At 70.5% G+C, this 25,701-nt stretch carries 26 protein-coding genes; 17 read left to right on the plus strand and 9 right to left on the minus strand.

Annotation, left to right across the window (positions count from 1 at the left end; genetic code table 11):
• The first annotated feature begins 39 nt into the window (after positions 1–39).
• Positions 40–1,431: a polysaccharide deacetylase family protein gene (locus STRCI_RS24370; RefSeq protein WP_269661081.1), complete on the plus strand. Its 1,392-nt coding sequence runs from the start codon at positions 40–42 to the stop codon at positions 1,429–1,431.
• Positions 1,432–1,437: 6 nt separating this feature from the next.
• Here STRCI_RS24370 and STRCI_RS24375 read toward each other — a convergent pair whose 3' ends face one another.
• Positions 1,438–3,441: a glycosyltransferase gene (locus tag STRCI_RS24375; protein ID WP_269661082.1), complete on the minus strand. Its 2,004-nt coding sequence runs from the start codon at positions 3,439–3,441 to the stop codon at positions 1,438–1,440.
• Positions 3,438–4,709, minus strand: coding sequence for a nucleotide sugar dehydrogenase (locus tag STRCI_RS24380; protein ID WP_269661083.1), 1,272 nt, complete (start codon positions 4,707–4,709; stop codon positions 3,438–3,440). Before STRCI_RS24380 ends, STRCI_RS24375 begins: the two co-directional genes overlap by 4 nt.
• A gap of 292 nt (positions 4,710–5,001) precedes the next feature.
• On the opposite strand from STRCI_RS24380, the gene STRCI_RS24385 reads away from it, so the two are divergent.
• Complete coding sequence (locus STRCI_RS24385; RefSeq protein ID WP_269661084.1) at positions 5,002–6,426, plus strand: cellulose binding domain-containing protein; 1,425 nt, start codon at positions 5,002–5,004, stop codon at positions 6,424–6,426.
• A gap of 38 nt (positions 6,427–6,464) precedes the next feature.
• Here the strand turns inward: STRCI_RS24385 and STRCI_RS24390 are convergent, their stop codons facing one another.
• Positions 6,465–7,352, minus strand: coding sequence for a hypothetical protein (locus STRCI_RS24390; RefSeq protein WP_269661085.1), 888 nt, complete (start codon positions 7,350–7,352; stop codon positions 6,465–6,467).
• Positions 7,353–7,758: 406 nt separating this feature from the next.
• Here STRCI_RS24390 and rplM point away from each other — a divergent pair, with 406 nt between their 5' ends.
• The 3 genes from rplM (at position 7,759) to glmM (ending at position 10,292) form a co-directional block, all read left to right on the plus strand.
• Complete coding sequence (gene rplM, locus STRCI_RS24395; protein ID WP_269661086.1) at positions 7,759–8,202, plus strand: 50S ribosomal protein L13; 444 nt, start codon at positions 7,759–7,761, stop codon at positions 8,200–8,202.
• Between the two features lie 42 nt (positions 8,203–8,244).
• On the plus strand, positions 8,245–8,757 hold the full coding sequence (gene rpsI / locus STRCI_RS24400) for a 30S ribosomal protein S9 (protein ID WP_067018959.1): 513 nt from the start codon (positions 8,245–8,247) through the stop codon (positions 8,755–8,757).
• Between the two features lie 176 nt (positions 8,758–8,933).
• Positions 8,934–10,292 carry a phosphoglucosamine mutase gene (gene glmM, locus STRCI_RS24405; protein ID WP_269661087.1) on the plus strand — a complete coding sequence of 453 codons (1,359 nt, stop codon included), beginning with the start codon at positions 8,934–8,936 and terminating at the stop codon, positions 10,290–10,292.
• 72 nt (positions 10,293–10,364) lie between these two features.
• On the opposite strand, the gene STRCI_RS24410 is transcribed toward glmM, so the two are convergent.
• Both STRCI_RS24410 and coaA read right to left on the minus strand, forming a co-directional pair.
• Positions 10,365–11,294: a DUF389 domain-containing protein gene (locus STRCI_RS24410; RefSeq protein ID WP_269661088.1), complete on the minus strand. Its 930-nt coding sequence runs from the start codon at positions 11,292–11,294 to the stop codon at positions 10,365–10,367.
• A gap of 16 nt (positions 11,295–11,310) precedes the next feature.
• The gene (coaA, locus tag STRCI_RS24415) at positions 11,311–12,300 is read right to left on the minus strand and encodes a type I pantothenate kinase (protein WP_269661089.1); all 990 of its coding nucleotides are present in this window, start codon (positions 12,298–12,300) and stop codon (positions 11,311–11,313) included.
• 163 nt (positions 12,301–12,463) lie between these two features.
• On the opposite strand from coaA, the gene STRCI_RS24420 reads away from it, so the two are divergent.
• The 4 genes from STRCI_RS24420 to STRCI_RS24435 all read left to right on the plus strand — a co-directional run bounded on the left by STRCI_RS24420 (position 12,464) and on the right by STRCI_RS24435 (position 16,819).
• Positions 12,464–13,474: an ATP-binding cassette domain-containing protein gene (locus tag STRCI_RS24420; protein WP_269661090.1), complete on the plus strand. Its 1,011-nt coding sequence runs from the start codon at positions 12,464–12,466 to the stop codon at positions 13,472–13,474.
• Positions 13,471–14,280 carry an ABC transporter permease gene (locus tag STRCI_RS24425; protein WP_269661091.1) on the plus strand — a complete coding sequence of 270 codons (810 nt, stop codon included), beginning with the start codon at positions 13,471–13,473 and terminating at the stop codon, positions 14,278–14,280. Before STRCI_RS24420 ends, STRCI_RS24425 begins: the two co-directional genes overlap by 4 nt.
• A gap of 79 nt (positions 14,281–14,359) precedes the next feature.
• Positions 14,360–16,207, plus strand: a complete 1,848-nt coding sequence (glmS, locus tag STRCI_RS24430) for a glutamine--fructose-6-phosphate transaminase (isomerizing) (protein WP_269661092.1) — start codon at positions 14,360–14,362, stop codon at positions 16,205–16,207.
• 111 nt (positions 16,208–16,318) lie between these two features.
• Positions 16,319–16,819, plus strand: a complete 501-nt coding sequence (locus STRCI_RS24435) for an RICIN domain-containing protein (RefSeq protein ID WP_269661093.1) — start codon at positions 16,319–16,321, stop codon at positions 16,817–16,819.
• A gap of 22 nt (positions 16,820–16,841) precedes the next feature.
• On the opposite strand, the gene STRCI_RS24440 is transcribed toward STRCI_RS24435, so the two are convergent.
• The gene (locus STRCI_RS24440) at positions 16,842–18,377 is read right to left on the minus strand and encodes an NAD(P)H-hydrate dehydratase (RefSeq protein ID WP_269661094.1); all 1,536 of its coding nucleotides are present in this window, start codon (positions 18,375–18,377) and stop codon (positions 16,842–16,844) included.
• A 22-nt stretch (positions 18,378–18,399) separates the two neighbouring features.
• Positions 18,400–18,771, minus strand: coding sequence for a holo-ACP synthase (locus tag STRCI_RS24445; RefSeq protein ID WP_269661095.1), 372 nt, complete (start codon positions 18,769–18,771; stop codon positions 18,400–18,402).
• A 115-nt stretch (positions 18,772–18,886) separates the two neighbouring features.
• On the opposite strand from STRCI_RS24445, the gene alr reads away from it, so the two are divergent.
• The 4 genes from alr to STRCI_RS24465 all read left to right on the plus strand — a co-directional run bounded on the left by alr (position 18,887) and on the right by STRCI_RS24465 (position 22,080).
• Positions 18,887–20,074 (plus strand): alanine racemase, encoded by a 1,188-nt coding sequence (gene alr, locus STRCI_RS24450; protein WP_269661096.1) that lies wholly within the window; start codon positions 18,887–18,889, stop codon positions 20,072–20,074.
• Between the two features lie 21 nt (positions 20,075–20,095).
• Positions 20,096–21,313: an alpha/beta fold hydrolase gene (locus STRCI_RS24455; protein WP_269661097.1), complete on the plus strand. Its 1,218-nt coding sequence runs from the start codon at positions 20,096–20,098 to the stop codon at positions 21,311–21,313.
• On the plus strand, positions 21,285–21,791 hold the full coding sequence (gene tsaE, locus STRCI_RS24460; protein ID WP_269661098.1) for a tRNA (adenosine(37)-N6)-threonylcarbamoyltransferase complex ATPase subunit type 1 TsaE: 507 nt from the start codon (positions 21,285–21,287) through the stop codon (positions 21,789–21,791). Before STRCI_RS24455 ends, tsaE begins: the two co-directional genes overlap by 29 nt.
• Before the next feature lie 130 nt (positions 21,792–21,921).
• Positions 21,922–22,080 (plus strand): hypothetical protein, encoded by a 159-nt coding sequence (locus STRCI_RS24465; RefSeq protein ID WP_269661099.1) that lies wholly within the window; start codon positions 21,922–21,924, stop codon positions 22,078–22,080.
• A gap of 3 nt (positions 22,081–22,083) precedes the next feature.
• Here the strand turns inward: STRCI_RS24465 and STRCI_RS24470 are convergent, their stop codons facing one another.
• On the minus strand, positions 22,084–22,638 hold the full coding sequence (locus STRCI_RS24470; protein ID WP_269661100.1) for a hypothetical protein: 555 nt from the start codon (positions 22,636–22,638) through the stop codon (positions 22,084–22,086).
• Between the two features lie 108 nt (positions 22,639–22,746).
• On the opposite strand from STRCI_RS24470, the gene tsaB reads away from it, so the two are divergent.
• From tsaB to STRCI_RS24490, 4 genes are read left to right on the plus strand one after another with little or no spacing between them, the layout of a single operon-like run.
• Positions 22,747–23,403, plus strand: a complete 657-nt coding sequence (gene tsaB / locus STRCI_RS24475; protein WP_269661101.1) for a tRNA (adenosine(37)-N6)-threonylcarbamoyltransferase complex dimerization subunit type 1 TsaB — start codon at positions 22,747–22,749, stop codon at positions 23,401–23,403.
• Positions 23,404–23,420: 17 nt separating this feature from the next.
• The gene (gene rimI / locus STRCI_RS24480; protein WP_269664629.1) at positions 23,421–23,894 is read left to right on the plus strand and encodes a ribosomal protein S18-alanine N-acetyltransferase; all 474 of its coding nucleotides are present in this window, start codon (positions 23,421–23,423) and stop codon (positions 23,892–23,894) included.
• Positions 23,887–24,972 carry a tRNA (adenosine(37)-N6)-threonylcarbamoyltransferase complex transferase subunit TsaD gene (gene tsaD / locus STRCI_RS24485; protein WP_269661102.1) on the plus strand — a complete coding sequence of 362 codons (1,086 nt, stop codon included), beginning with the start codon at positions 23,887–23,889 and terminating at the stop codon, positions 24,970–24,972. The genes rimI and tsaD overlap by 8 nt, the downstream gene beginning before the upstream one ends.
• Positions 24,969–25,226 (plus strand): hypothetical protein, encoded by a 258-nt coding sequence (locus tag STRCI_RS24490; RefSeq protein WP_269661103.1) that lies wholly within the window; start codon positions 24,969–24,971, stop codon positions 25,224–25,226. The genes tsaD and STRCI_RS24490 overlap by 4 nt, the downstream gene beginning before the upstream one ends.
• Here the strand turns inward: STRCI_RS24490 and STRCI_RS24495 are convergent.
• Complete coding sequence (locus STRCI_RS24495; RefSeq protein ID WP_269661104.1) at positions 25,177–25,692, minus strand: hypothetical protein; 516 nt, start codon at positions 25,690–25,692, stop codon at positions 25,177–25,179. The genes STRCI_RS24490 and STRCI_RS24495 overlap by 50 nt on opposite strands.
• Positions 25,693–25,701 lie beyond the last annotated feature (9 nt).

The following is a 25,701-nucleotide window of genomic DNA, read 5'->3' on the forward strand; positions in this document are numbered from 1 at the left end:
GGAGTCATCTTGAGCAGGGGAAGTAAGCATTCTGGGCCGGTGGGCAGACGCTCGGCATTGAAGGCCATGGGTCTCGGGGGCCTGGTCACGGTCGGGGGGATCGGGGCGCTGGCGACGGCGGACGCCGCGCCCGCCGAGGGCCTGGGCGTGCCGCCGTACGCGCCGACCGGGCGGCGGCCGCGTTATCGCCGGGCCACCTGGAGCCAGCAGTTCCAGTCCGGGCACGGCTGGACGGCGGGCGGCGCGGGGACCGCCTCGTCGAGCCCGGCCGACACCGCGGTCTTCACCCGGGGCACGTCCTCGGTGCGGGTGACGACCACGGGCACCGGGGTGCAGTCGTACGTCCGCAAGACCGGTATGACGGCCATGGACCTCAGCGGCAAGATGATCCGGCTGATCTTCCGGGTCTCGGACGTCACCGACCTCAGCAAGGTCGTCTTCTATCTCGGCAGCTCAGGGCTGAAGAACGCCTTCAGCTGGCGGGTGCACACCCATGGGAGCGGCGCGAACTACGTGCAGTCCGGGGAGTGGGTGACGGTCCATCTCCAGTGGGCCGACGTGAGCGCCGCGTCCGGCACGTACACGCTCTCCGCGCAGGGCGAGCCGTCCGTGAAGACGGGCTTCACCGACATGTCGTTCGCGGTCTACGACGACGCCAAGGCCCCGGTGACGTACCACCTTCAGACGGTCGAGCTGGTGCCCGACACCGAGTCCGTCTTCCCCAAGGGCGTCGTCTCCATCACCTTCGACGACTCGCACAAGTCGGTGCACGACCTGGCCCGTCCGGTCATGGACCCGTTCGCCATGCCGGGCACGCTCTACAACATCGCCGACGTGATCGGCACCGGCTCCTTCGTGAGCCTCGGGCAGATGCGCTCGCTCCAGGACGCCTCCGGCTGGGAGATGGCCGGGCACTCGTATGCCAACGCCACGCACACGGCGAGTTACCCCAAACTCACGGCCCAGCAGGTCGACCAGGATTTCGCGAAGCTGCGGGAATGGCTCGTCGGCAACGGATTCACCAGTGAGCACTTCGCCTATCCGCACGGCGCATTCCAGAAGACCACCGACGGAGTGGCCGTCGACGAGCTCGCGGCCCGCCACTTCACCACCGCGCGCTCGATCATTTCAGAGACCATCGAGAGCTTTGCGCCGGCCATGCCGTACCGGCTCAAGGCGCTGACCGGGATCACCGACGGCACGGGTATCGGCGGCACAGCGCTGAGCAAGGTGATCGGCGCGGGCGGTGCGCTGGACCGGTGTGCCCGCAGCGGCAGCTGGCTGATCCTGTGCCTCCACAAGATCGTGGCCGGTACGCCGGCGGCGAGCACCGAGATCAGCCAGGCCGGTCTCCGTACGCTGATGGCGGAGATCGACAAGCGGGAGATCGAGGTGCTCACCGTCCAGGAGGCGATGACGTACTACAACTGACCCCGGCTAGCGGCGGTCACCGAACCAGCCGTCGTCCTGGTGCTCCGGGGCGTGCGGCTGGTTCTGGTTCTCCGGTGCCCACTGCTGTTGGTGCTGTTGCGGCTGCTGCTGGTACGGACCCTGCGGCTGCTGCGGGATGTGCGGGATGTACGGCTGCTGGGGCTGCTGGTGGTGGCCCTGCTGCTGGTGGTGGCCCTGCTGATGATGGCCTTGGTGATGCCCCTGCTGGTGGCCCTGCCACTGGTCGTACCCCTGCTGCTGAGGCTGGTGGGGCTGCTGGGGCTGGTGGTGGGCCTGCTGGTAGCCCTGCTGCCGGTACGGGTCCTGCGCCTGGCCGGGGTACGGCTGCTGCTGGTGGTACTGCGGCTGCTGGGGCTGCTGCGGCTGGGGGATGGGTTGTGGCTCGGTCACGCCTTGCCACGCCACCTGCTGCTGGGGCATGTTGCGGCCCATGTCGCGCAGCTCGCCCTGGGTGTGCCCGGTGTAGGCCTGGGCCATGCCGTTGGGGTTGCGCGGCGAGGCGTGCGGGGCCGTACGGGCCAGGGCGATGCCCTCCAGACGCATCATCTCGATGGTCGAGGAGACCTGCGGGGACGAGTACTCGTCCTCTTCCTCGTACACCGCCGAGACATCCTGCTCGTGGTCGCCGGCCACGGAGACCTCGACGCCGCCCTGACGCGTGCCCCAGCTGCCCTTGTGGAGGGTGACCAGGGCGTAGAAGCGCAGCGGGGTGAGCAGCACCAGCTGGATGACGCCGTACAGCGGGGCCAGCAGGAACATGCCGAAGCGCTTGATGAAGCCCATGCCGCGGCGCGGGAAGTCGAGATACCGGACGTTGCGCAGATAGCCCATGAGGACCATGAACAGCAGGTAGTCGCCGATGTGGTTGACGAATCGTTCCGGCTGCATGATCGGCAGGATGACCATGGAGTAGAACATCGCCGTGCCGAAGATCAGCCACAGCGCGAGTTCCATGCAGGTCAGCCAGAAGGCGGGCCGGAACTTCTTCTGGTTCTTGAAGGCCCACAGGGACTCACGGAAGAACGACTTGTTCCAGCGCACCTGCTGACGCAGGAAGTGCGGCAGCTTCTCGGGGACGGCGGTGTAGCCGACGGCCGTCTCCTGGAAGACGACCTGGCCCTCCATCAGGCAGTAGTTGGTCATCCGCCGGTCGTCGCCGAAGACGGCCGGCTTGCCGAGGAACTGCTGGTTGAGGAAGTCCGGCAGGTACTTGCGCACCAGCGTGCCGCGGTACACGGAGAGCGCGCCGCAGCAGCACAGCACCGACTTCAGCCGGGAGTACGCGGCCCGCTCGAAGAGGAACGAGTTGCCGTACCGCAGGTCCTGGAGCCGGGTGAAGATGTTGCTGTCGTGGTTGAGCGCCAGCACCATGCCCGTGGAGGCCATGATCTTCGGGTCGGCCATGGGGAGCAGCAGCTCACGGACGGTGTCCCGGGACAGGATCGTGTCGGAGTCCACGCACAGGAACAGGTCGGTGTACGGCGCCGCCTCGAAGCCGAGGGCGAGGGCCTCGCGCTTGCCCTTGTTCTCGGGCTGGACGCTGACCGTGTACTTCACGCCCTGCGCCTCGAACTCCCGGCGCAGCTTCTTCGCGGCCTTGATGCCGGAGGAGTCGGCGCTGGCGTCGTCGATGATGTGGATCTCGTTGGGGAGCCGGCTCTGCGCGAGAAGGCTGCGCATGCCCTGCTCGAACATCACCGGGTCCTCGTTGTAGATCGGGATGACCGCGGTGACCCAGGAGTTGTCCAGCAGCATCAGCTCTTCGCGGTCCGCCTTGGCGGGCCGGTAGAAGAGGGCGCCGAACATCTTCAGGGCGAGCAGACCGAGCGCGCCGAACGAGTAGAGGTGGAGCGAGTCCGGGTCGAGCTTGGTGACGATGACGGCGGCGATGGCGAGGAAGAAGAAGTACGAGACCTTCAGATGCCGTCTGCGTTTGTGCCGGCGGCGGCCGTCGTTGTCGACCGCCCCGGGTATGTAGGTGTCGGTCACAGCTTGACCACCTGGGGGTGGTCGGCCGACTTGCCCCGGGTGTCGAAGAGCAGCCGGGAGCGGTCGGCCAGCTCGTCCAGGTCGAGCTCGCTGTGCTGCTGGAGGAGGATGGTCAGATCCGCTTCGGCCGCGCCGGCGAGGTAGTCCTCGACCCGGGGCACCGAGGTGCCCTCGACGGTCCAGTCCTCGACCCGGGGGTCGTAGTAGACGAGGTCCGCGCCGCGCTCCAGCAGCAGCTCGGCCACATCCACCGCGGGGCTCTCCCGCTGGTCGGAGATGTCCGGCTTGTAGGTGACGCCGAGCAGCAGCACGCGCGAGCCGCGGATCGGCTTGCCCTGCTGGTTGAGCAGATCGGCGGCGCGGGACACGACATGGGCGGGCATCCGCTGGTTGATCTCCTGGGCCAGTTCCACGAACCGGAACGGTATCCCGAGCGAACGCACCTTGTAAGAGAGGTAGTTGGGGTCAATCGGGATGCAGTGGCCGCCGACCCCGGGGCCCGGGTAGAAGGGCGCGAAGCCGAACGGCTTGCTGGAGGCGCAGCGGATGGCGTCCCAGAGGTCGACGCCGATCTCGCGGCAGAACATCGCCATCTCGTTGACGAGCGCGATGTTCACGTGCCGATAGGTGTTCTCCAGCAGCTTGGCCATCTCGGCTTCACGCGTGCCCTTGGCCTCCACCACGCTGCCGACGAAGCGCTCGTAGAGCGTGCGGGCCGCCTTGGTGCAGTCCGGGGTGGTGCCGCCGACGACCTTCGGGGTGTTCTCCAGGCCGTAGGTCGGGTTGCCCGGGTCGATGCGCTCGGGTGAGAAGGCGAGGTAGAAGTCGGTGCCCGCCTTCAGGCCGCCGGCCTCAAGACGCGGGCGGACCACCTCGTCGGTGGTGCCCGGGTACGTCGTGGACTCCAGGACGACGAGGGTGCCGGGCCGCAGGTGGGCCGCGATGTCGTTGACGGCGGAGTCGACGGCGCCGAGGTTGGGCGCGCCGTGCTCGGTCAGCGGGGTCGGCACACAGATGACGACGGCCGCCGCGTCGGCGATGACCTCGGGCGTGGTGACCGCCCGGAAGCCCTGGTCGAGCATGGTGCGGACGTCGGCGTCGCTGATGTCGTCGACGTGCGAGGAACCCGAGCTCAGACCCCGCACCACCGGCTCGCTGCGGTCGAGGCCGACGACCTTCAGGCCGGAAGCGCTTGCAGCCCTGGCAAGGGGCAGCCCGACGTAGCCGAGCCCGATGATCACGAGATCGACAGTGGAGTTTCGGTTCACGGCAATACTTCCCACCCCGGCGCCACCCAAGCCCCCAGCCCGGGCGCACACTCATTCAATTGAATACAGGAGCGAGAAGGCTAACAGCGTCCACACATGTGTTCACTAGTCGCACACAGTCGTTTTTGTCACTCGAAAGCGCGTACAACCCTTCCGCATGGTCATGAGTCGGTCCCTTCACGTCGGATTCCGGTCTTAAGCCGACCCCTGGTGCCTGGCGCGGTGACCGGTACCCTCTTGCCGATTCCACATCCGCCGGGCGCACGCCCCGCGCCCCCGAAGGAGACCTCACGTGGCGTCCCGCCGTCAGCCCCGCCGCCGCAGTGGCATAGCCCGCGCGTTCAAGGTCCTGCTCGTGGTCGCGGTCCTGGCCGGTGGTGTCCTGGCCGCGAAGCCGCTGTGGAACCACTTCAACCCGGAGGACCCCGAGCTCACCGTCCGCTACCGGACGGAGACCGATCCGGAGGCCGACGCCGTCCGGCCGTGGCTGGAGGTCTTCAACACCTCGGAGAAGCCCGTGCCGCTGAGCGAGGTTTCGCTTCGGTACTACTTCACCGCCGACGGGGACACGTCGTACGGCTTCAACTGTGTGGAAGCGGCCGTGGGCTGCTCGAATCTGACCGGTTCCGTGGTCGCCATGGACACGCCGCACGAGGGCGCCGACCACTACCTGGAGCTCGGGTTCACCGAGAAGGCGGGCGTGCTGAAGCCCGGTGCGAACAGCCGTGGACTGGAGATCCAGCTCTACCGCACCGACCACGAGCCGGTCGACCAGGACGGTGACTGGTCCTACGACGCCGACAAGCGGACCTACCAGGAGTCCGACCGGGTGCCCGCCTACAAGCGCGGTGCGCTGGTGTGGGGCGAGGAGCCCGGCGGCAAGGGTGCCGAGGCCTCCGCGAAGCCGGTGTCCCGGGCGGTGCCGGAGCTGCCCGAGGGCGGCTTCTTCGACGACTTCAACTATCGGGGCCCGAAGGACACCGCGCTGTTCAAGCACGGCTGGCTGGTGCGCACCAGCAAGGGCGGCCCCGGCATCGAGAACACCTGGACCGCGAAGGGCGTCTCGTTCCCGGGGGACGAGGAGGCGCTCGGCGGCCAGGTGCTCAACCTGCGCGCGGCCACCGACGGCACCAAGGCCGGTACCGAGCAGGCCGCGCTCGGCACCAAGGAGTCGAAGTTCCGCACCGGCACCTACGCGGCGCGCATCCACTTCACCGACAAGCCGACCACCGGTGACAACGGCGACCACATCAACCAGACGTTCTTCACCATCGGCGGCTCCGGCAACAAGTACGCCGAGCTGGACAACGAGTACATGCCGAACGGCGGCTGGGGCGCGCCCGGTCCGAAGCTGGACACCACGACCTGGCGCAACGCCGACGAGGGCGACCGCGTCACCAGCAAGACCGAGCAGAGCCTGGCCGGCTGGCACACCATGGTGATCACGGTGAAGAAGGACTCCGTCACCTACAGTCTCGACGGCAAGACCCTCTACCGCAGCGGCTCGGACTACGCCCCGCGCGCCGACATGGCGGTCAACTTCAACACCTGGTTCGTCGACCTGCCCTTCACCGGCGACCGGGCCTGGGACATGAAGGTGGACTGGTTCTACCACCAGTCCGGCAAGGCCCTGACCGCGAAGCAGGCCGAGGCGGCCGCGAAGGAGTTCCAGGGCGACGGCGTCGGCTGGTTCGACACGCTGCCCTCGGACTCCTGAGGATTCCGGAAGGACCCCTCAGGACTGCCTGAGGGGTCTCAGCCAGCCTGGGCCGCCGCCGACGCCTGCGCCTCGCCCCGGCGGCGGATCTGGTCGAAGGTGAAGGTCTGGAGGGCGTCGCCGGCCGCGAACACCTTGGTGTCCTTGTCGGTGACGTCCTTGCCGTTGGTGAAACCGGCGACCGTGAAGTAGGCGTAGCGGCCGTAGGAATTGCGCGTGGAGCGGCAGACGGCGGAGTTGCAGAAGGACTTCACGCCCTTGCCGGACAAGGCCCGCACGATGCTCTTGTCGTCGGTCTGGCCCTTGGCCTTGGCCGCCTGCGCCTCGGTGTCGAAGACGGCCACGCCGATCGTGACCGCGATGCCGCCGTCGACGTAGGTGACCCGCATCAGACGCGTGCAGTCGTTGGCGTCGAGGATCTTCGGCAGGGTCTTCAGGGCCGCCGCCGAGCAGTCCTTGGTGTCGGCCGTCGGGCCCTTCTTGTAGACGGTCCCGCCCAGGGTGAGCTGCTGGTCCGGGTAGAGGGTCTGCGGGCTCAGCGGGGCCGTGTCCTTCTTCGCGCTGGCGATGAAGTCGTTCGGATCCAGCGGGGGCGGCGCGCTCGTCGGCTCGAAGGACGGCTCCGGGCCCGTGGAACCGCTCGGTATGTCCGCGGTCGCGGGCAGCTGGGCGGTCGGCTTGTTGGAGCCGTCGTCGCCATTGGCCGACACCACGGCCACGGCGACCGCCGCGGCTATGCCGACCGTGGCCAGCGCGCCGCCGCCGATGAACAGCAGCCGGCGTCGCTTGTTACGGGACTCGGACGCCTCGGCGAGCGCGGCCCAGTCCGGGGTCCGGCTGTCGCCGCCGCTGGTCCACGGCTGCTGGGAATGCGGTTTCCAGGGATCCCACTGGGACTGGGGTCCCCCCTGCTGCCCGAAGCTCATGGGGCGCATCTTAGACGGGGACCGGGGGGTGCCGTTCCGCCTCAAGGAGCCCTGGGAGTCCAGCCGTTACCTCGCCGGGCGAGCGCAAATGCGACATCTCCGGGTGCTTGGTACGACCCGCGTCCGGGCGTCCGGACCCGGAGGTGGGGCCGGGGGCGGGTAAAATCTGCTCCCGTGACAGCAGTGACCTCGTTTTGACCCGTCCGGGGCTGCACGAGTATTCTTGCGGACTGTTATGCGTATCGGCTTGGTCGTTCTCACGCGAGAGGCCCTTACGTAGGTTCCCTGGAGCAGTTACCAGTGGGCGGCATACGGGCAGCGTCCCCGGCACTGTCGTCCCCAGCTGCACGATCGCTTCATGGATGCCATGTGTCAGCACCCATCCACTGAAGAAGAAGGCTGCGAAGTGCGTACGTACAGCCCTAAGCCCGGCGATGTGACTCGTCAGTGGCACGTCATCGACGCTCAGGACGTTGTCCTGGGCCGTCTCGCCAGCACCGCCGCCTCCATCCTGCGGGGCAAGCACAAGCCGATCTACGCGCCCCACGTCGACACCGGTGACTTCGTCATCATCATCAACGCCGACAAGGTGCACCTCTCCGGCAACAAGCGGACCCAGAAGATGGCGTACCGCCACTCCGGCTACCCGGGTGGTCTGCGCTCCGTCCGTTACGACGAGCTCCTCGACAAGAACCCCGAGAAGGCCATCGAGAAGGCCGTCAAGGGCATGCTCCCCAAGAACTCCCTGGGCCGTCAGATGCTCTCGAAGCTGAAGGTCTACAAGGGTGACCAGCACCCGCACGCTGCCCAGCAGCCGGTGCCGTTCGAGATCACCCAGGTCGCGCAGTAAGTCCGGCCACCCCCTAAGACTGAACAGAATCTGAGGAGAATCGTGGCCGAGACCACTGCCGAGCAGCCGCTCGAAGAGCTTGACATCGACAGCTACACCACCGAGTCCGAGGTTCCGGTGGAGGGCGAGTACACCTCCGAATCCCTCGCCTCGCGCTTCGGTGAGCCCCAGCCGGCCGCCGGCCTGGGCCGTCGTAAGAACGCCATCGCCCGCGTCCGGATCGTCCCGGGCACCGGCAAGTGGAAGATCAACGGTCGCACCCTTGAGGACTACTTCCCCAACAAGGTGCACCAGCAGGAAGTCAACGAGCCGTTCAAGGTCCTGGAGCTTGAGGGTCGTTACGACGTCATCGCCCGCATCGCCGGTGGCGGTGTCTCCGGCCAGGCCGGCGCCCTCCGTCTCGGTGTCGCCCGCGCCCTGAACGAGGCCGACGTCGACAACAACCGCGGCGCCCTGAAGAAGGCCGGCTTCCTCCGCCGCGACGACCGTGCGGTCGAGCGCAAGAAGGCCGGTCTGAAGAAGGCCCGCAAGGCTCCGCAGTACAGCAAGCGTTAAGCTTCGCTGCCTGCAGCTCGCAACGCCCCGGCGGCACGCCACAGTGCCGCCGGGGCGTTCGTTTATCACAGCCGTGGGCGTATAACGGCACAAGACGTTCAAAGGCTTGTGTGATCGGGTGATCTGGGACGATCTCCGAAGATGATCTCGAAAGTGACGCTTCATCAGGAGGACAAGTGGGACGACTCTTCGGCACGGACGGCGTGCGCGGTGTCGCCAACGCGGATCTGACCGCCGAGATGGCGCTCGGTCTGTCGGTCGCGGCGGCCCACGTGCTCGCCGAGGCGGGCACCTTCGAGGGCCACCGGCCGAAAGCCGTGGTCGGACGGGACCCGCGCGCGTCCGGGGAGTTCCTGGAGGCCGCCGTGGTCGCCGGTCTGGCGAGCGCCGGCGTCGACGTGCTGCGGGTCGGAGTACTGCCCACACCCGCCGTCGCCCATCTCACCGGCGCGCTCGGCGCCGACCTCGGCGTCATGCTCTCCGCCAGCCACAACGCCATGCCGGACAACGGCATCAAGTTCTTCGCCCGGGGCGGTCACAAGCTCGCCGACGAGCTGGAGGACCGGATCGAGTCCGTCTACGAGTCGCACCGGCACGGCGAGCCGTGGCAGCGGCCGACGGGCTCGGGCGTCGGCCGGGTGCGCAGCTACCACGAGGGCTCCGACCAGTACGTCGCCCATCTCATCGGGGTGCTTCCCAACCGGCTCGACGGGCTGAGGATCGTCCTTGACGAGGCACATGGTGCTGCCGCGCGGGTCTCGCCGGAGGCCTTCGCGCGGGCCGGTGCCGAGGTGATCACGATCGGAGCCGAGCCGGACGGGCTCAACATCAACGACGGCTGCGGCTCCACCCACCTGGACCTGCTCAAGGCCGCCGTCATCGAGCACGGTGCCGCGCTCGGCATCGCGCACGACGGTGACGCCGACCGCTGTCTCGCCGTCGACCACACCGGTGAGGAGGTGGACGGCGACCAGATCCTGGCCGTGCTCGCGCTGGCGATGCGGGAGCGTTCCGCACTGCGCTCCGGCACCGTTGTCGCGACGGTCATGTCCAACCTCGGGTTCAAGCTGGCGATGGAGCGGGAGGGGCTGAACCTCGTCCAGACCGCCGTCGGTGACCGGTATGTGCTGGAGGAGATGAAGGAGCACGGGTACGCGCTGGGCGGTGAGCAGTCCGGGCACGTGATCATCCTTGATCACGCCACCACGGGTGACGGGACGCTGACCGGGATGTTGCTGGCCGCTCGGGTCGCTGAGACCGGGCGGTCGCTGCGGGAGCTGGCCAGTGTGATGGAGCGGCTGCCTCAGGTGCTCGTCAATGTGCCGGATGTGGACAAGTCCCGTGCCGGTACGTCCGCCGAGCTGGCTGCCGCTGTCGCTGACGCCGAGCGGGAGCTGGGGGCTACCGGGCGGGTACTGCTGCGGCCGTCCGGCACGGAGCCGCTGGTGCGGGTGATGGTCGAGGCGGCCGATATCGATCAGGCTCGGGCTGTTGCCGGGCGGCTTGCCGATGTCGTGAAGTCGGCGTTGGGCTGAGCGTCCGCGGGGAGCTGTTGCCGGCCGGCCGCAGGGTTCGTCGTGGCTGGTCGCGCAGCTCCCCGCGCCCCTTCAGGTCTGCTGTCGTTGTCGGTGCCAGAAGAGTTTCTGGGCGAACAGTGTCAGCACTCCGGCCAGGACGATGCCCAGCAGGTTCAGCAGTAGCTGTTCCGTCGAACCCCACGTCTGTTCGGTGTCGCCGTAGCTCAGGGCCACCGCCGCGTTCGCCGCTGCCGGGACCGTGGTGACCGAGATGGCCACGCCCACCAGGGCACCGGACTTCGACGAGGTCAGCGAGAGGGTGCCGGCCGCGCCTGCCAGGAGGGCGACGATGAAGCTGAAGGCGTCGGGGGCGTAGACGAACGCGGTCTGGGGGCGGTCGGCGTCCAGTTGCTCCTGGCTGAACAGGTCGATCGAGTTCATGAAGAGGCTGAAGCCGACCGTCACCGCCATGGCCACGGCGAAGCCGACGATCAGGGCGTTCAGCGAGCGCAGTGCCAGCCGCGGGGCTCGCTGGACCAGTGCGGTGGAGATGCCCGCCAGGGGGCCGAACTCCGGGCCCACGGCCATCGCGCCCACGATCAGGATCGCGTTGTCCAGGACCACACCGCAGGCCGCGATCATGGTGGCCAGGGTCAGGAACGCGAGGTAGGTGACGGAGAGCGTCGACTCCTCGTGCGTCGCGTCCGTCAGGTGCTCCCACAGGACCGCGTCCGCGCCCTCGCCGGGGGCCTCCGCCTCCGCCTTGTCCGCGCGCTTGGACAGGGACAGGTCGATGTTCTCCACGGCGATGGAGCCGGAGTCGTCGATGCCCAGCCGCTGAAGTCCGCTGAGCAGCTCGTCGCCCGCCTCCCGCGCCACGTCGCACAGCACCACGTCCCCGGCCGGGTTGCGGGCGGAGCAGGGCAGGACCACGAGGTGGGTGGTGCCGACCGTGTCCTCGATCAGGCGCACCACCTCGTCGGTCCGGTCGGCCGGGGTGATCAGGCGCAGGTGCAGCATGGCGGCAGCGTAGCCGTCACAGCTTGCGCAGACTCAGCCGCTGCACCTTGTGGTCCGGGCCCTTGCGCAGGACCAGGGTGGCGCGGCCCCGGGTCGGGGCGACGTTCTCCACCAGATTGGGCTTGTTGATCGTCCGCCAGGTCGTCCGGGCGTAGTCCAGGGCCTCCTCCTCGGAGACCTGGGTGTACCTGCGGAAGTACGAGGACGGGTTCTGGAAGGCCGTCGCGCGCAGCTTGGTGAAGCGGTTGAGGTACCAGCGCTCGATGTCCTCGGTGCGGGCGTCGACGTACACGCTGAAGTCGAAGTAGTCGGCGAGGCCGACCCGGGTGCGGCCGTCCTTGCCGGGCAGGGCGGGCTGGAGGACGTTCAGGCCCTCGACGATCAGGATGTCCGGGCGGCGCACGGTGAGCTTCTGGCCCGGGACGATGTCGTAGATGAGGTGGGAGTAGACGGGGGCGGTGACCTCGTCCTTGCCCGCTTTGATGTCGGCGACGAAACGGGTCAGGGCGCGGCGGTCGTAGGACTCCGGGAAGCCCTTGCGCGACATCAGGCCGCGGTCCTCCAGCTCCTTGGTCGGCAGCAGGAAGCCGTCCGTGGTGACCAGCTCCACGCGCGGGTGCTCGGGCCAGCGGGAGAGCAGGGCCTGGAGCAGACGGGCGACCGTGGACTTGCCGACCGCGACCGAACCGGCGACCCCTATGACGAAGGGGGTGCCGGACTGGGAGCCCTGTTCGCCGAGGAAGGTGTTGAGCGCGCTGCGCAGTCCGTCGGTGGCGCCGACGTAGAGATTGAGCAGCCGGGAGAGCGGGAGGTAGATGTCCCGCACCTCGTCGAGGTCGATGACGTCGCCGAGGCCGCGCAGCTTTTCGACCTCCTCGGCGGAGAGGGGCAGCGGCGTCTTGTCGCGCAGCGCGCTCCACTCGGCTCGGGTGAGGTCGACGTAGGGAGTCGCCTCCGGTTTGTGCCGGTGGGCGCTCCGGGGCAGCGGGGAGACCGGAGAGATCACAGTCCATTGTTACGGGAGTACGAACGGACGGTGGGGTGGCATCCGTCACGCGGCGAGCATTACGGGGCGAACCGGGCCGAGGTGGGGAATGTCAGTGGCGTGCGTCACAGTTGTGGGAGAGGTGGGCCCGGCCCGGGGTCCACCGACCCCCGAGGGGTGACCCATGACGTATGCGATTGAGGCGGAAGGCCTGGTCAAGCGGTTCAAGGAGACCGAGGCGCTGGCCGGGGTCGACCTGGGTGCCCGGCAGGGCACGGTGCTCGGGCTGCTCGGCCCCAACGGCGCGGGGAAGACGACCGCCGTACGGATCTTCGCGACGCTGCTCCAGCCGGACGGCGGGCGCGCCCGGGTGGCGGGGCACGACGTGGTGCGGGAGGCCGGGATCGTCCGTGCCCTGGTCGGGCTGACCGGGCAGTACGCCGCCGTGGACGAGAACCTGACCGGTACGGAGAATCTGCTGCTCATCGGCCGGTTGCTGGGCCTGAGCCGCAAGGACGGCAAGGCGCGGGCGCGGGAGCTGCTGGAGCGGTTCCAGCTGACCGACGCGGCCGGCCGGGCCGCGAAGACGTACTCGGGCGGGATGCGACGGCGTCTCGACCTCGCCGCGAGCCTGGTGGGCCGGCCCAGCATTCTTTTTCTCGACGAGCCCACGACCGGCCTCGACCCGCACAGCCGAGGCGAGCTGTGGGACCTGTTGAGGGGACTGGTCGCGGACGGCGCCACGGCCCTGCTGACCACGCAGTATCTGAACGAGGCCGATGTCCTCGCCGACGACATCGTGGTGATCGACAAGGGGCGGGTGATCGCCGAGGGGACCCCGGACGAGCTGAAGTCCCAGGTCGGCGGCCAGGTGCTCCAGGTGCGGCCGCTGCTCGCCGAGGAGCTCGGGCGGGTGCACGAGCTGGTGGCCAGGGCGGCCGGGGCGCAGACCCAGATCGAGGGCGAGACGGTCACGGCCCCGGTTAAGGACCCCGAGCTGATGCCCGCGGTCGTGCGCACCCTGGACCGGGAGGGCATCGCCGTGGGTGAGCTGGCGCTGCGCCGCTCCTCGCTGGACGAGGTCTTCCTGGCACTGACCGGACATCGCGCCGAACCGTCCGAGGAGGACGAGGAGGCCGAGGGCGATCCGGTCCGGGAAGGCGCCGATCTGGAGAAGGCGGTGAGCCGGTCATGACCGCCACGACCCTCACCGCGCCCGTCAGCGCGTCGGGCCGGGTCCGGCCGCTCGCCGGACTCCAGCAGACCTTCACCATGGCCTGGCGCAGTCTGGTCGCGGTCAAGCACAACCCGCTCGAACTGGTCGACTACAGCATCACGCCGATCATGTTCGTGTTCCTGTTCACCTATGTCCTGGGCGGGCAGATGGCCGGATCGCCCGAGGCGTATCTGAAGTACGCGCTGCCCGGGATCATCGTGCAGAACACCCTGTTCATGACGATGTACACGGCGATGGCGCTCAACACCGACCTCACCAAGGGCGTCTTCGACCGGCTGCGCAGCCTGCCGATAGCCCGCTCGGCGCCGCTGATCGGGCGGATCACCGCCGACCTCGCCAAGCACCTGTGGGCGCTGCTGCTGATGATCGGGCTCGGACTGCTGCTCGGCTTCCGGGTCACCGGCGGCTTCGGCGGCTTCCTGCTCGGCACCCTGCTGGTGATCGTGTTCGCGGCGGCCGTGTCCTGGGGCGCGGTGCTGATCGGGATGCTGGCCGGGGACGCGGAGAAGGTGCAGGCGTTCGCCTTCACCCTGATCTTCCCGATCACCTTCACCAGCAGCGCCTTCGTCATGGTGGACACCATGCCGGGGTGGCTCCAGGCGTGGAGCGACGTCAACCCGGTGACCCATCTCTCCGACGCCTTCCGGGGGTTGCTGCTCGGCGGTCCGGTGGCGGAGCCGGTGCTGTGGTCGCTGGTGTGGGCGGCGGGGATAGCGCTCGTGTTCTATCCGCTGGCGATGCGGGCGTACCGGGCGAAGACCTGAGCCGGAACAGCCTGAGAATTTCCGAAATCGGGCACGCTGTGGCCGGTTTGGCGGCCGATTCGATCGTAGGCTGCCGCTCATGTGCGGAATCGTGGGATACGTGGGGTCGCAGTCGGCGCTCGATGTCGTGATGGCCGGACTGAAGCGGCTGGAGTACCGGGGATACGACTCGGCGGGCGTGGCCGTGCTCGCGGACGGCGGTCTGGCCTCCGCCAAGCGGGCCGGAAAGCTCGTCAACCTGGAGAAGGAACTGGTCGACCGCCCGCTGCCGAGCGGCTCCACCGGTATCGGGCACACCCGTTGGGCGACCCACGGCGGGCCCACGGACGCCAACGCGCACCCGCACCTGGACAACGCCGGACGGGTGGCCGTCGTCCACAACGGCATCATCGAGAACTTCGCGCTGCTGCGGGCTGAGTTGGCGGAGCGCGGCCATGACCTCGCCTCCGAGACCGACACCGAGGTCGTCTCCCATCTGCTCGCCGAGGAGTTCTCCTCCTGCGCCGACCTCGCAGAGGCGATGCGGCTGGTGTGCCGCCGTCTGGAAGGCGCGTTCACGCTGGTCGCGGTGCACGCGGACGAGCCGGACGTGGTCGTCGGCGCGCGCCGCAACTCGCCGCTGGTGGTGGGCGTCGGGGAGGGCGAGGCGTTCCTCGCCTCGGACGTGGCCGCGTTCATCGCGCACACCCGCTCCGCGCTCGAACTGGGCCAGGACCAGGTGGTCGAGCTGCGCCGGGACGGTGTCACGGTGACCGGCTTCGACGGCAGCCCGGCCGAGGTCAGCTCGTACCACGTCGACTGGGACGCCTCGGCGGCCGAGAAGGGCGGCTACGACTACTTCATGCTCAAGGAGATCGCCGAGCAGCCCAAGGCGGTCGCCGACACCCTGCTGGGCCGCATCGACACCTCCGGCGCCCTGACCCTCGACGAAGTGCGGATCTCCGCCCCGGAGCTGCGGGAGGTGGACAAGGTCGTCATCGTCGCCTGCGGCACCGCCTTCCACGCCGGGCTGATCGCCAAGTACGCCATCGAGCACTGGACGCGGATCCCCTGCGAGGTGGAGCTGGCCAGCGAGTTCCGCTACCGGGACCCGATCCTGGACGCGCGCTCCCTGGTGATCGCGATCTCCCAGTCCGGCGAGACCATGGACACCCTGATGGCGCTGCGGCACGCCCGGGAGCAGGGCTCCAGGGTGCTGGCGATCTGCAACACCAACGGCTCGACGATCCCGCGCGAGTCGGACGCGGTGCTGTACACTCACGCGGGCCCGGAGGTCGCGGTCGCCTCGACGAAGGCGTTCCTGACCCAGTTGGTGGCCTGTTACCTGGTGGCGCTCTACCTCGGCCAGGTGCGCGGCACCAAGTGGGGCGACGAGATCCGGGCCGTCATCCGGGATCTGGCGGAGATCTCCGGCGCGGTGGAGCGGGTGCTGGAGACCATGGAGCCGGTACGGGCCCTGGCCCGCTCGCTCGCCGGCAAGAAGACGGTGCTGTTCCTCGGGCGGCACGTGGGCTACCCGGTGGCCCTGGAGGGCGCGCTGAAGCTGAAGGAGCTCGCCTACATGCACGCCGAGGGCTTCGCGGCGGGCGAGTTGAAGCACGGCCCGATCGCGCTGATCGAGGACGACCTGCCCGTGGTGGTGGTCGTCCCCTCGCCCCGGGGCCGGTCCGTCCTGCACGACAAGATCGTGTCCAACATCCAGGAGATCCGGGCCAGGGGTGCCCGGACCATCGTGATCGCGGAGGAGGGCGACGAGGCGGTGGTCCCGTACGCCGACCATCTGATCCGTATCCCGGTGACGCCGACGCTGCTCCAACCGCTGGTGGCGACGGTGCCGTTGCAGGTATTCGCCTGCGAACTGGCGACGGCCCGGGGCAACGAGGTGGACCAGCCGAGGAACCTGGCGAAGTCGGTCACGGTGGAGTAGCGATCACCGCGTCGGCGAGCGTTGGCCAAGAGTTCTACGGGAGTTCGGCCAGGGGTGTCAGGGTGTGCCGCCGGTAAGTGACCGATGTGACCCCTGATTCCGGAGTGACACATGACCGTTGCCCTGAAGGCGGCACGGAGACTCGGCGTGCTGCTGATCGCGCTCGTTTCCGTCCTGGCCGTGACGCAGTCCCAGGCCCAGGCCGTGACCTACCTCGAACTGACCAACCGCAACTCCATCAAGTGCCTCGCGATTCCCGGCTCCAGCGAGAGCAACGGCGTGGTTCCGGTCCAGTGGCAGTGCACGGGCAACACCGACCAGCGCTGGGAGCTGCGCAAGGAGGCGGAGAACAGGGTCCGGCTCGTCAACCAGAACAGCGGCAAGTGCCTTGTCGTCGGCTCGTACACGCCCGGCTCCAAGCCCTTCCAGTACACGTGCAGCACGTCGAACCCGCCCAGCGAGAGCGACCTCTGGATCCACGACAGCATCGGCCGGCTGCGCAGCATGGAGGCCGACCTCTGTCTCGCCGTCCCCAACTCCAGCACCGCCAACGGCGTCCAGCTGATCCTGTGGAACTGCAGCCTCAACGACGACCAGCGCTGGTACTACTGATCCGCCCGCCGGACGTCCGGGCTCAGTCCCGGACGTCCCGCCAGGCCCGCGCGATCGCCTTCGCCACGTCCTGCGCCCCCACCGGCGCCCCGTCCGCCGCGTACCGCCCGGCCAGCCCGTGCAGATACGCCGCCACGCTCCCCGCGTCCCGCGCCGGGAGCCCCGCGGCCAGCAGGGATCCGGCCAGGCCCGACAGCACGTCCCCGCTGCCCGCCGTGGCCAGCCAGGAGGTGCCGGTCGCGTTCACCCGCACCGCTCCCTCCTCGGCCGCCACCAGGGTTGTCGAGCCCTTGAGCAGCACCGTCGCCCGGTACCGCGCCGCCAGCTCCCGCACCGCCGACAGCCGGGCGCCCTCGACCTCCGCGCGCGCGACACCCAGCAGCGCCGCCGCCTCCCCGGCGTGCGGGGTCATCAGGGTCAGCGCCGTACGCGCCCGTACCGTGTCCCGGTCCGCGAGCCGGAGTCCGTCCGCGTCGATCAGCACGGGTACGTCCGCCTCCAGCACCTGCGCCACCGTCGCCGCGTCGTCCCCGGCGCCCGGTCCGACCACCCAGGACTGGACTCGGCCCGCCTTGGCGGGGCCCAGGTCCGACACCAGGGTCTCCGGGAAGCGGGCGAGCACCGCGTCCCCGGCCGGTCCGACGTACCGCACGGCTCCGGCGCCGCCGTGCAGGGCGCCCGCGACCGCCAGCACCGCGGCGCCGGGGTAGCGCGCGGAACCGGCGGCGATGCCGACCACGCCCCGCCGGTACTTGTCGCTCTCCGGGCCCGGCACCGGCAGCAGCCGCGCCACGTCCGCGTGCTGAAGGGCCTCCAGCGCGGGCTCCTCCGGCAGGTCGAGGCCGATGTCGACCAGGCGGACCGTGCCCGCGAAGTCCCGCGCCGGGTCGATCAGCAGCCCCGGCTTGTGGGTGCCGAAGGTGACGGTGAGGTCGGCGCGGATCGCGGCGCCGTGCACCTGACCGGTGTCCGCGTCGACGCCGCTCGGCAGGTCGACGGCGATCACGGCGGCCCGGGAGCGCTCGGCGGCCTCGGCGAGCCGCGCGGCGTCGGGCCGCAGCCCGCCCTTGCCGCCGATGCCCACGATGCCGTCCAGCACCAGATCGGCCCGCTCGATGAGCACCTCGGCCGCTGTGGGGCCGGCCGGGCCGCCTGCCGGGCGTTCGGCCGGGTCGCTCGCGCTGCCCCCCGCCGGTCGATCCGCCGCGCCCTCCGTCGCCCCTGCCGCCCGGCCTCCCGCCGGGCTGTGCACCGTCGTGCCGCCCGCCCTGCGCAGCGCCGCCAGCCCGCCCGCGTGCGCCCGCTCCGGTGCCAGCAGCAGCGCCGTCACACCCGCGCCGCGGCGGGCCAGCCGGGCCCCCGCGTACAACGCGTCACCGCCGTTGTCGCCGCTGCCGACCAGCAGCACGACGCGGCTGCCGTACACCCGGCCGAGCAGGTCCGCCGAGGCCACGGCGAGTCCGGCCGCCGCCCGCTGCATCAGCGTGCCCTCGGGCAGCCGTGCCATCAGCTGCCGTTCCGTCGCCCTGACCGTCTCCACGCCGTACGCAGTCCGCATGGGGTCGAGTCTCTCGTGCCCCTCAGCCTTCCGCGACCACCACCGCGGAGGCCACGCCCGCGTCGTGACTGAGCGACACATGCCAGGCCCGTACGCCGAGTTCCGCCGCGCGGGCCGCCACCGTCCCCGTCACCCGCAGCCGCGGCTGCCCGCTGTCCTCGACGTACACCTCCGCGTCCGTCCAGTGCAGCCCCGCCGGGGCGCCGAGCGCCTTGGCCAGCGCCTCCTTCGCCGCGAACCGCGCGGCCAGCGAGGCGACTCCGCGCCGCTCCCCGCTCGGCAGCCACAACTCGCTGTCCAGGAACAGCCGCCCCGCCATCCCGGGCGTGCGCTCCAGGGACGCCGCGAACCGGTCGATCTCCGCCACGTCGATACCGACCCCGATGATGCTCATGCCGAGCACCCTATGACCGGCGGGTGATACGTCCGGGTGACCCCGGCCACTCGGCACGCCCCGCCGTCCGGGGCTCGGCTCGGCCGTCGGACCCCTCTGAGACACTGGGGGCGCCATGACTGAAACTGCTGCCCTGCGGACCGCGCCCCTGCGGGCCCGCGCCGAGATCGATCTGGCCGCCGTGCGCGCCAATGTGCGGGCCCTGCGCGCCCTGGCGCCGGGCGCCGCCCTGATGGCCGTCGTGAAGTCCGACGGCTACGGCCACGGCGCGGCGCAGTGTGCCCGCGCGGCCGTCGAGGCGGGGGCGACCTGGCTGGGCACCGCCACTCCGGAGGAGGCCCTCGTCCTGCGGGCGAGCGGTGGGCTGCCGGACGACGTGCGGATCATGTGCTGGCTGTGGACGCCGGGCGGCCCCTGGCGGGAGGCGATCGAGGCGCGCCTCGATGTGTCGGTGAGCGGGATGTGGGCGCTGACGGAGGTCACCGCCGCCGCCCGCGAGGCCGGGCGCCCCGCGCGTGTGCAGCTCAAGGCGGACACCGGGCTCGGCCGCGGCGGCTGCCAGCCCGGCGACGACTGGGCCGAGCTGGTCCGCGAGGCGCTCGCCGCCGAGGGCGCGGGACTCGTCCGGATCACCGGGCTCTGGTCGCACTTCGCCTGCGCCGACGAACCGGGACACCCCTCCATCGACGCCCAGCTCGACCGCTTCCGGGAGATGGTCGCGTACGCCGAGGAGCGGGGCGTACGCGCCGAGGTGCGGCACATCGCCAACTCGCCCGCCACCCTGACCCGTCCGGACAGCCACTTCGACCTGGTACGGACCGGGATCGCCCTGTACGGCATCTCGCCCAGTCCCGAACTGGGCACCCCCGCCGACTTCGGACTGCGGCCGGTGATGACGCTGTCCGCGTCCGTCGCCCTGGTCAAGCACGTGCCCGGCGGTCACGGCGTCAGCTACGGGCACAAGTACACCACCGCGGGTGAGACCACCCTTGGACTCATCCCCGTCGGGTACGCGGACGGTGTCCCGCGGCACGCCTCCTCCGCCGGTCCGGTGCTGGTCGGCGGCAAGTGGCGGACGATCGCCGGACGGGTCGCGATGGACCAGTTCATCGTGGACCTGGGCGGCGACGAACCCGAGCCGGGGGAGCGCGCGGTGCTGTTCGGGCCCGGCGACGGCGGTGAACCCACCGCCGAGGACTGGGCGCAGGCCGCCGGCACCATCGCGTACGAAATCGTCACCCGGATCGGATCCCGTGTTCCCCGCGTCTATGTGAACGAAGGCCAGCCTGACAGTCGGCACTAGTCCGGCGAAGAGGAGCGGTACGTGAGCGAGAGCAGTGCGGAGGCCGTCGCGGCCGTCGCCTCCGCCGGGAACTGGCGCCGGGCGACCGGTATCGCGGGCGCCGCGATAGGCGTGGTCGCCGCGGGCGCCGCTGCCGGTGTCGCCATAGAGCGGCTCACCGTCGGCCGGGGGATGCGGCAGAAGGCCCGCCTCGCGCTCGACTCGGCGGGCCCGTACGGCGCGCTGCGCGGCATGCCCGGAAAGGCGCGGTCCGACGACGGCACCGAGCTGTACTACGAGGTCGACGACGTCGAGCCCGAGGGCGGTCCCGCCCCGCGCCGGCGCCGGCTCTTCGGACGCAAGGCCCCGGCCCCGGTCACCGTCGTCTTCAGCCACGGCTACTGCCTCAGCCAGGACTCCTGGCACTTCCAGCGGGCGGCGCTGCGCGGCGTCGTCCGCACCGTGCACTGGGACCAGCGCAGCCACGGCCGGTCGGAGCGCGGGGTGGCGCAGGTCCAGGACGGGGTGCCGGTCGACATCGAGCAGCTCGGCCGGGATCTGAAGGCGGTCATCGACGCGACGGTGCCGGAGGGGCCGATCGTGCTCGTCGGGCACTCCATGGGCGGCATGACCGTGATGGCGCTGGCCGACCAGTACCCCGAGCTGATCCGCGACCGGGTCGTCGCCGTCGCCCTCGTCGGCACGTCCTCGGGGAAGCTCGGCGAGGTCAACTTCGGGTTGCCCGTCGCGGGTGTCAACGCGGTACGGCGGGTGCTGCCCGGTGTGCTGAAGGCGCTCGGGCAGCGGGCCGAACTGGTGGAGCGGGGGCGCCGGGCGACCGCGGACCTGTTCGCCGGGATCATCAAGCGGTACTCCTTCGCCTCCCGGGACGTCGACCCGGCGGTGGCGCGGTTCGCCGAACGGATGATCGAGGCCACGCCGATCGACGTGGTCGCCGAGTACTACCCGGCCTTCGCCGACCACGACAAGACCGAGGCGATCGCCCACTTCGCCCGGCTGCCGGTGCTGGTGCTGGCCGGGGTCAAGGACCTGGTCACCCCCAGCGAGCACAGCGAGGCGATCGCCGACCTGCTCCCCGACGCCGAACTGGTGCTCGTCCCGGACGCCGGGCATCTGGTGATGCTGGAACACCCGGAAGTGGTCACCGACCGTCTCGCCGACCTGCTCACCCGCGCGGGGGCGGTGCCCGCAGGGGCTACCGTGGGGGGCTATGGAAGCAGCACCGCACAACCAGGCTGAGACCGAGCTGACCGTCACCTCTCCCGAGCAGATGCGGGAACTCGGCCGCCGTCTCGCCAAGCTGCTGCGCGCCGGTGACCTCGTGATGCTCAGCGGGGAACTCGGCGCGGGCAAGACGACGCTGACCCGGGGGCTCGGCGAGGGGCTCGGGGTCCGGGGCGCCGTCACCTCACCGACCTTCGTGATCGCCCGGGTGCACCCCTCCCTCGGGGACGGGCCGCCGCTGGTCCATGTCGACGCCTACCGCCTGGCCGGCGGTCTCGACGAGATGGAGGACCTCGACCTCGATGTCTCGCTGCCCGACTCGGTGATCGTCGTGGAGTGGGGCGAGGGCAAGGTCGAGGAGCTGACCGAGGACCGGCTCCAGCTCGTCATCCACCGGGCCGTCGGCGACACCACGGACGAGGTACGGCAGGTGACGGTGACCGGGCTCGGGGAGCGCTGGATCGCGGCGGGGCTGGAGGCGCTGTCCGCCTGAGGTGTCCGGGAACATTCCGACAAGTCGTCGGGAAGATATTGCGTTCGCCGTCCCGGGCGTGGTCACATGGTACCCAGCCCGTAGTTAGGTGTGCCTAACTACCTCCGCCCCCGGCTCCCAGGAGGCGTCCATGTCGGCCACGGAACGGGACACCGACCGGCTCCAGCCGCTGCCCCGAGTGTCCATGCGCGATCTGCTGGCGGCAGGCGCCGCGGCAACCGCCGTATCGACCCCGCCGCGCGCTCCGGAACAGAGCACCGCGCCGGCGCAGGAACGTAAAGCGGCCTGATCCCTAGCGGATCACGACCACCTTGTGGCCGATCGTCGCGAAGGCCCACATCGCGTCGCCGTCCCCTCGGGACTCGCGGATGCCGCCGGTGAGCTTCGGGGCGTCGGGGTTCGGGGGTGTGTCGTCCACGGCCGCGCTGAATCCGACGATCACGCCGCCGACGGTGGTGAAGCGGACCACGTGCTCGATCGGGACCCCGTCGGTGCCGGTGACCCGGCCCGAGCGGGAGGTGACCGTGTAGACGCCCGGCTTCGGGTCGACCGTGCCGGGGCTCACCTCGAAGGTGCGCCGCACCTTGTCGCCCCTGCCGACCAGCCACACCCGGTCGTCGTCCACCGAGTACACGACCCGTTCACCCCTGCCGGACCCGGCGGGCAGCGCGGCGGGGTTCTTCTTGTCGCGCGGCGCCTTGGACGTGGCCACCGCGGGCGCGGTGTTCTCGTCCGACTGCCGGAGTTCGGCCGGCACGTTCGCCGAGGCCTGATAGGCGAGGAAGCCCACGGTCACCAGGGCCGCCGTGGTCAGCCCGGCCACGATCCCGGAGCTGTTGCTTGCCACCGTCGCCCACCTCTTCGCCGTACGTCGTGCCTCCCGGCGACGGTAGCAGCCGGTGCCCGCTCCGCCGGTGCGGCCGTGCCCGTGCGCGGGGAGCCGTAGGCTGTTTGCGTGCTCTTGCTCGCTCTGGATACCGCCACCCCCGCCGTCACCGTCGCGCTGCACGACGGCACGGACGTCATCGCCTCGTCGAGCCAGGTGGACGCCCGCCGTCACGGCGAGCTGCTGCTGCCGGCCGTCGACCGTGTGCTCGCCGAGGCGGGGCTGAGGCTCGACGCCGTCACCGCCGTCGTCGTAGGGACCGGGCCCGGCCCGTACACCGGGCTGCGCGTCGGTCTGATGACCGCCGACACCTTCGGGCTCGCGCTCGGCGTCCCCGTGCACGGCGTGTGCACGCTGGACGCCCTCGCCTACGCCGCCGACATCGACAAGGGGCCCTTCGTCGTGGCCACCGACGCCCGGCGCAAGGAGGTCTACTGGGCGACCTACGCCGACTCCCGCACCCGGCTGACCGACCCGGCCGTCGACCGTCCCGCCGAGATCGCCGAACGGGTCGCGGGACTGCCCGCGGTCGGCGCGGGCGCGCTGCTCTACCCCGACACCTTCCCCAGCGCCCACGAGCCCGAGCACGTGTCGGCCGCCGCCCTCGCCGCGCTGGCCGCCGAGCGGCTCGCGGCGGGCGAGGAACTGCCCGCGCCCAGACCGCTGTACCTGCGCCGCCCCGACGCCCAGGTCCCCAAGAACTACAAGGTGGTCACCCCCAAGTGACAGCGGTGCTGCGCGAGATGCGCTGGTGGGACATCGATCCCGTGCTGGCCCTGGAGAAGGACCTGTTCCCCGAGGACGCCTGGTCCCGGGGCATGTTCTGGTCCGAGCTGGCCCACGCGCGCGGCGCGGAGGCGACCCGGCGGTACGTCGTCGCCCTGGCCGACGAGCGGATCATCGGCTACGCGGGGCTCGCCGCCTCCGGGGACCTCGCCGACATCCAGACCATCGCCGTGGCCCGCGACCAGTGGGGCACCGGCCTCGGCGGGCAGCTGCTGACCGAGCTGCTGCGGGCGGCCACCACCTTCGAGTGCGCCGAAGTGATGCTGGAGTGCCGCGTCGACAACGTCCGCGCCCAGAAGCTCTACGAGCGCTACGGCTTCGAGGCCATCGGCTTCCGCCGCGGCTACTACCAGCCGGGCAATGTGGACGCCCTCGTGATGCGCCTGAACGACCCTTCCTCCTCCGTACAAGGAACCGAGATCCATGGCTGACGAACCCCTCGTCCTCGGCATCGAGACGTCCTGCGACGAGACCGGCGTCGGCATCGTCCGCGGCACCACCCTGCTCGCCGACGCGATCGCCTCCAGCGTCGACGAGCACGCCCGCTTCGGCGGCGTGGTGCCCGAGGTCGCCTCGCGCGCGCACCTGGAGGCGATGGTGCCGACCATCGACCGGGCGCTGAAGGAGGCGGGCGTCAGCGCCCGCGACCTGGACGGGATCGCGGTCACCGCCGGTCCCGGTCTGGCCGGTGCCCTGCTGGTCGGCGTCTCCGCGGCCAAGGCGTACGCCTACGCGCTCGGCAAGCCCCTCTACGGCGTGAACCACCTCGCCTCGCACATCTGCGTGGACCAGTTGGAGCACGGCGCGCTGCCCGAGCCGACGATGGCCCTGCTGGTCAGCGGCGGGCACTCCTCCCTGCTGCTGTCCTCGGACATCACCTCCGACGTCCGCCCGATGGGCGCGACCATCGACGACGCGGCCGGCGAGGCCTTCGACAAGATCGCCCGGGTGCTGAACCTCGGCTTCCCCGGCGGGCCCGTCATCGACCGGTACGCGAAGGAGGGCGACCCGCGGGCCATCGCCTTCCCGCGCGGGCTCACCGGCCCCCGGGACCCGGCGTACGACTTCTCCTTCTCCGGTCTGAAGACGGCCGTGGCCCGCTGGATCGAGGCCAAGCGGGCGGCGGGCGAGGAGGTGCCGGTGCGGGATGTGGCGGCCTCCTTCCAGGAGGCGGTCGTGGACGTGCTGACCCGCAAGGCGGTGCGGGCCTGCAAGGACGAGGGCGTCGACCACCTGATGATCGGCGGCGGGGTCGCCGCCAACTCCCGGCTGCGGGAGCTGGCCCGGCACCGCTGCGAGGCCGCAGGTATTCAGCTGCGGGTGCCGCGGCCGAAACTGTGCACGGACAACGGCGCGATGGTTGCCGCCCTCGGCGCGGAGATGGTCGCCCGCAACCGGGCCGCCTCCAGCTGGGACCTGTCCGCCGACTCCTCGCTGCCGGTGACCGACCCGCATGTCCCCGGACATGACCATGTGCACGAGGTCAGCAAGGAGAACCTCTACTCATGACCATCGCGTTGATGTGGGAGGCGCGGGCCGCCGAGGGCCGGGCCGAGGAGCTGCTGGCCTGGGTCTCGGGGCAGCGGCTCGCCGAGCCGCCGCTGCGCCGGGAGACCTTCCGGGCGCCGGAGGACCGGGTGCTGGTGATCACCTGGTGGGACGCCGACTACGACGCCGTACTGCCCGAACTGCCCGAGCCGGACGGTGAGCTGGTCACTCGGGCAGTGCACCGGTGGCGGTTCGAGTCAGTGGCCGGGGGCTGACCGAGAGCCGCCAGGGCTTGTCCGGGTCGTGGCCCCGCCACAGCACCTTGCCGTTGCCGCGCTCCCAGTTGACGGCCAGCCAGGCCTGGCCCAGCCAGGCCAGCGCCAGCCACAGCGGGAACAGGGCCGCCGCGGGTTCCCAGGCGAGCGCCGTGCCCAGGGTCCCGGCCGTCATCACGGCGAGCAGCCAGGGGTTGACCGGATGCCGGAGCAGGGACACCTCCGGCGGCGGCTCCTCCAAGGGGACCGCCGCCTCGAAGTCCAGCACCTCGCTCAGCCACTTGATCCGGGACGCCTGCGCGAGCGTGAACAGCACCGCGAACCCGATCAGCCCGGCCAGGAACAGCGAGAGATCACCCGAGTCGATCAGGGTGCCGTGGACGGCCGCCGTCACCGGCGCACAGACCGCGACCGCGGCCAGCACCGTGATGACGGACCGCAGTTCATGATGCACATACCTGTCCATCGAGCCCCT

The sequence above is a fragment of the Streptomyces cinnabarinus genome, from assembly GCF_027270315.1.
Lineage (GTDB): Bacteria > Actinomycetota > Actinomycetes > Streptomycetales > Streptomycetaceae > Streptomyces > Streptomyces cinnabarinus.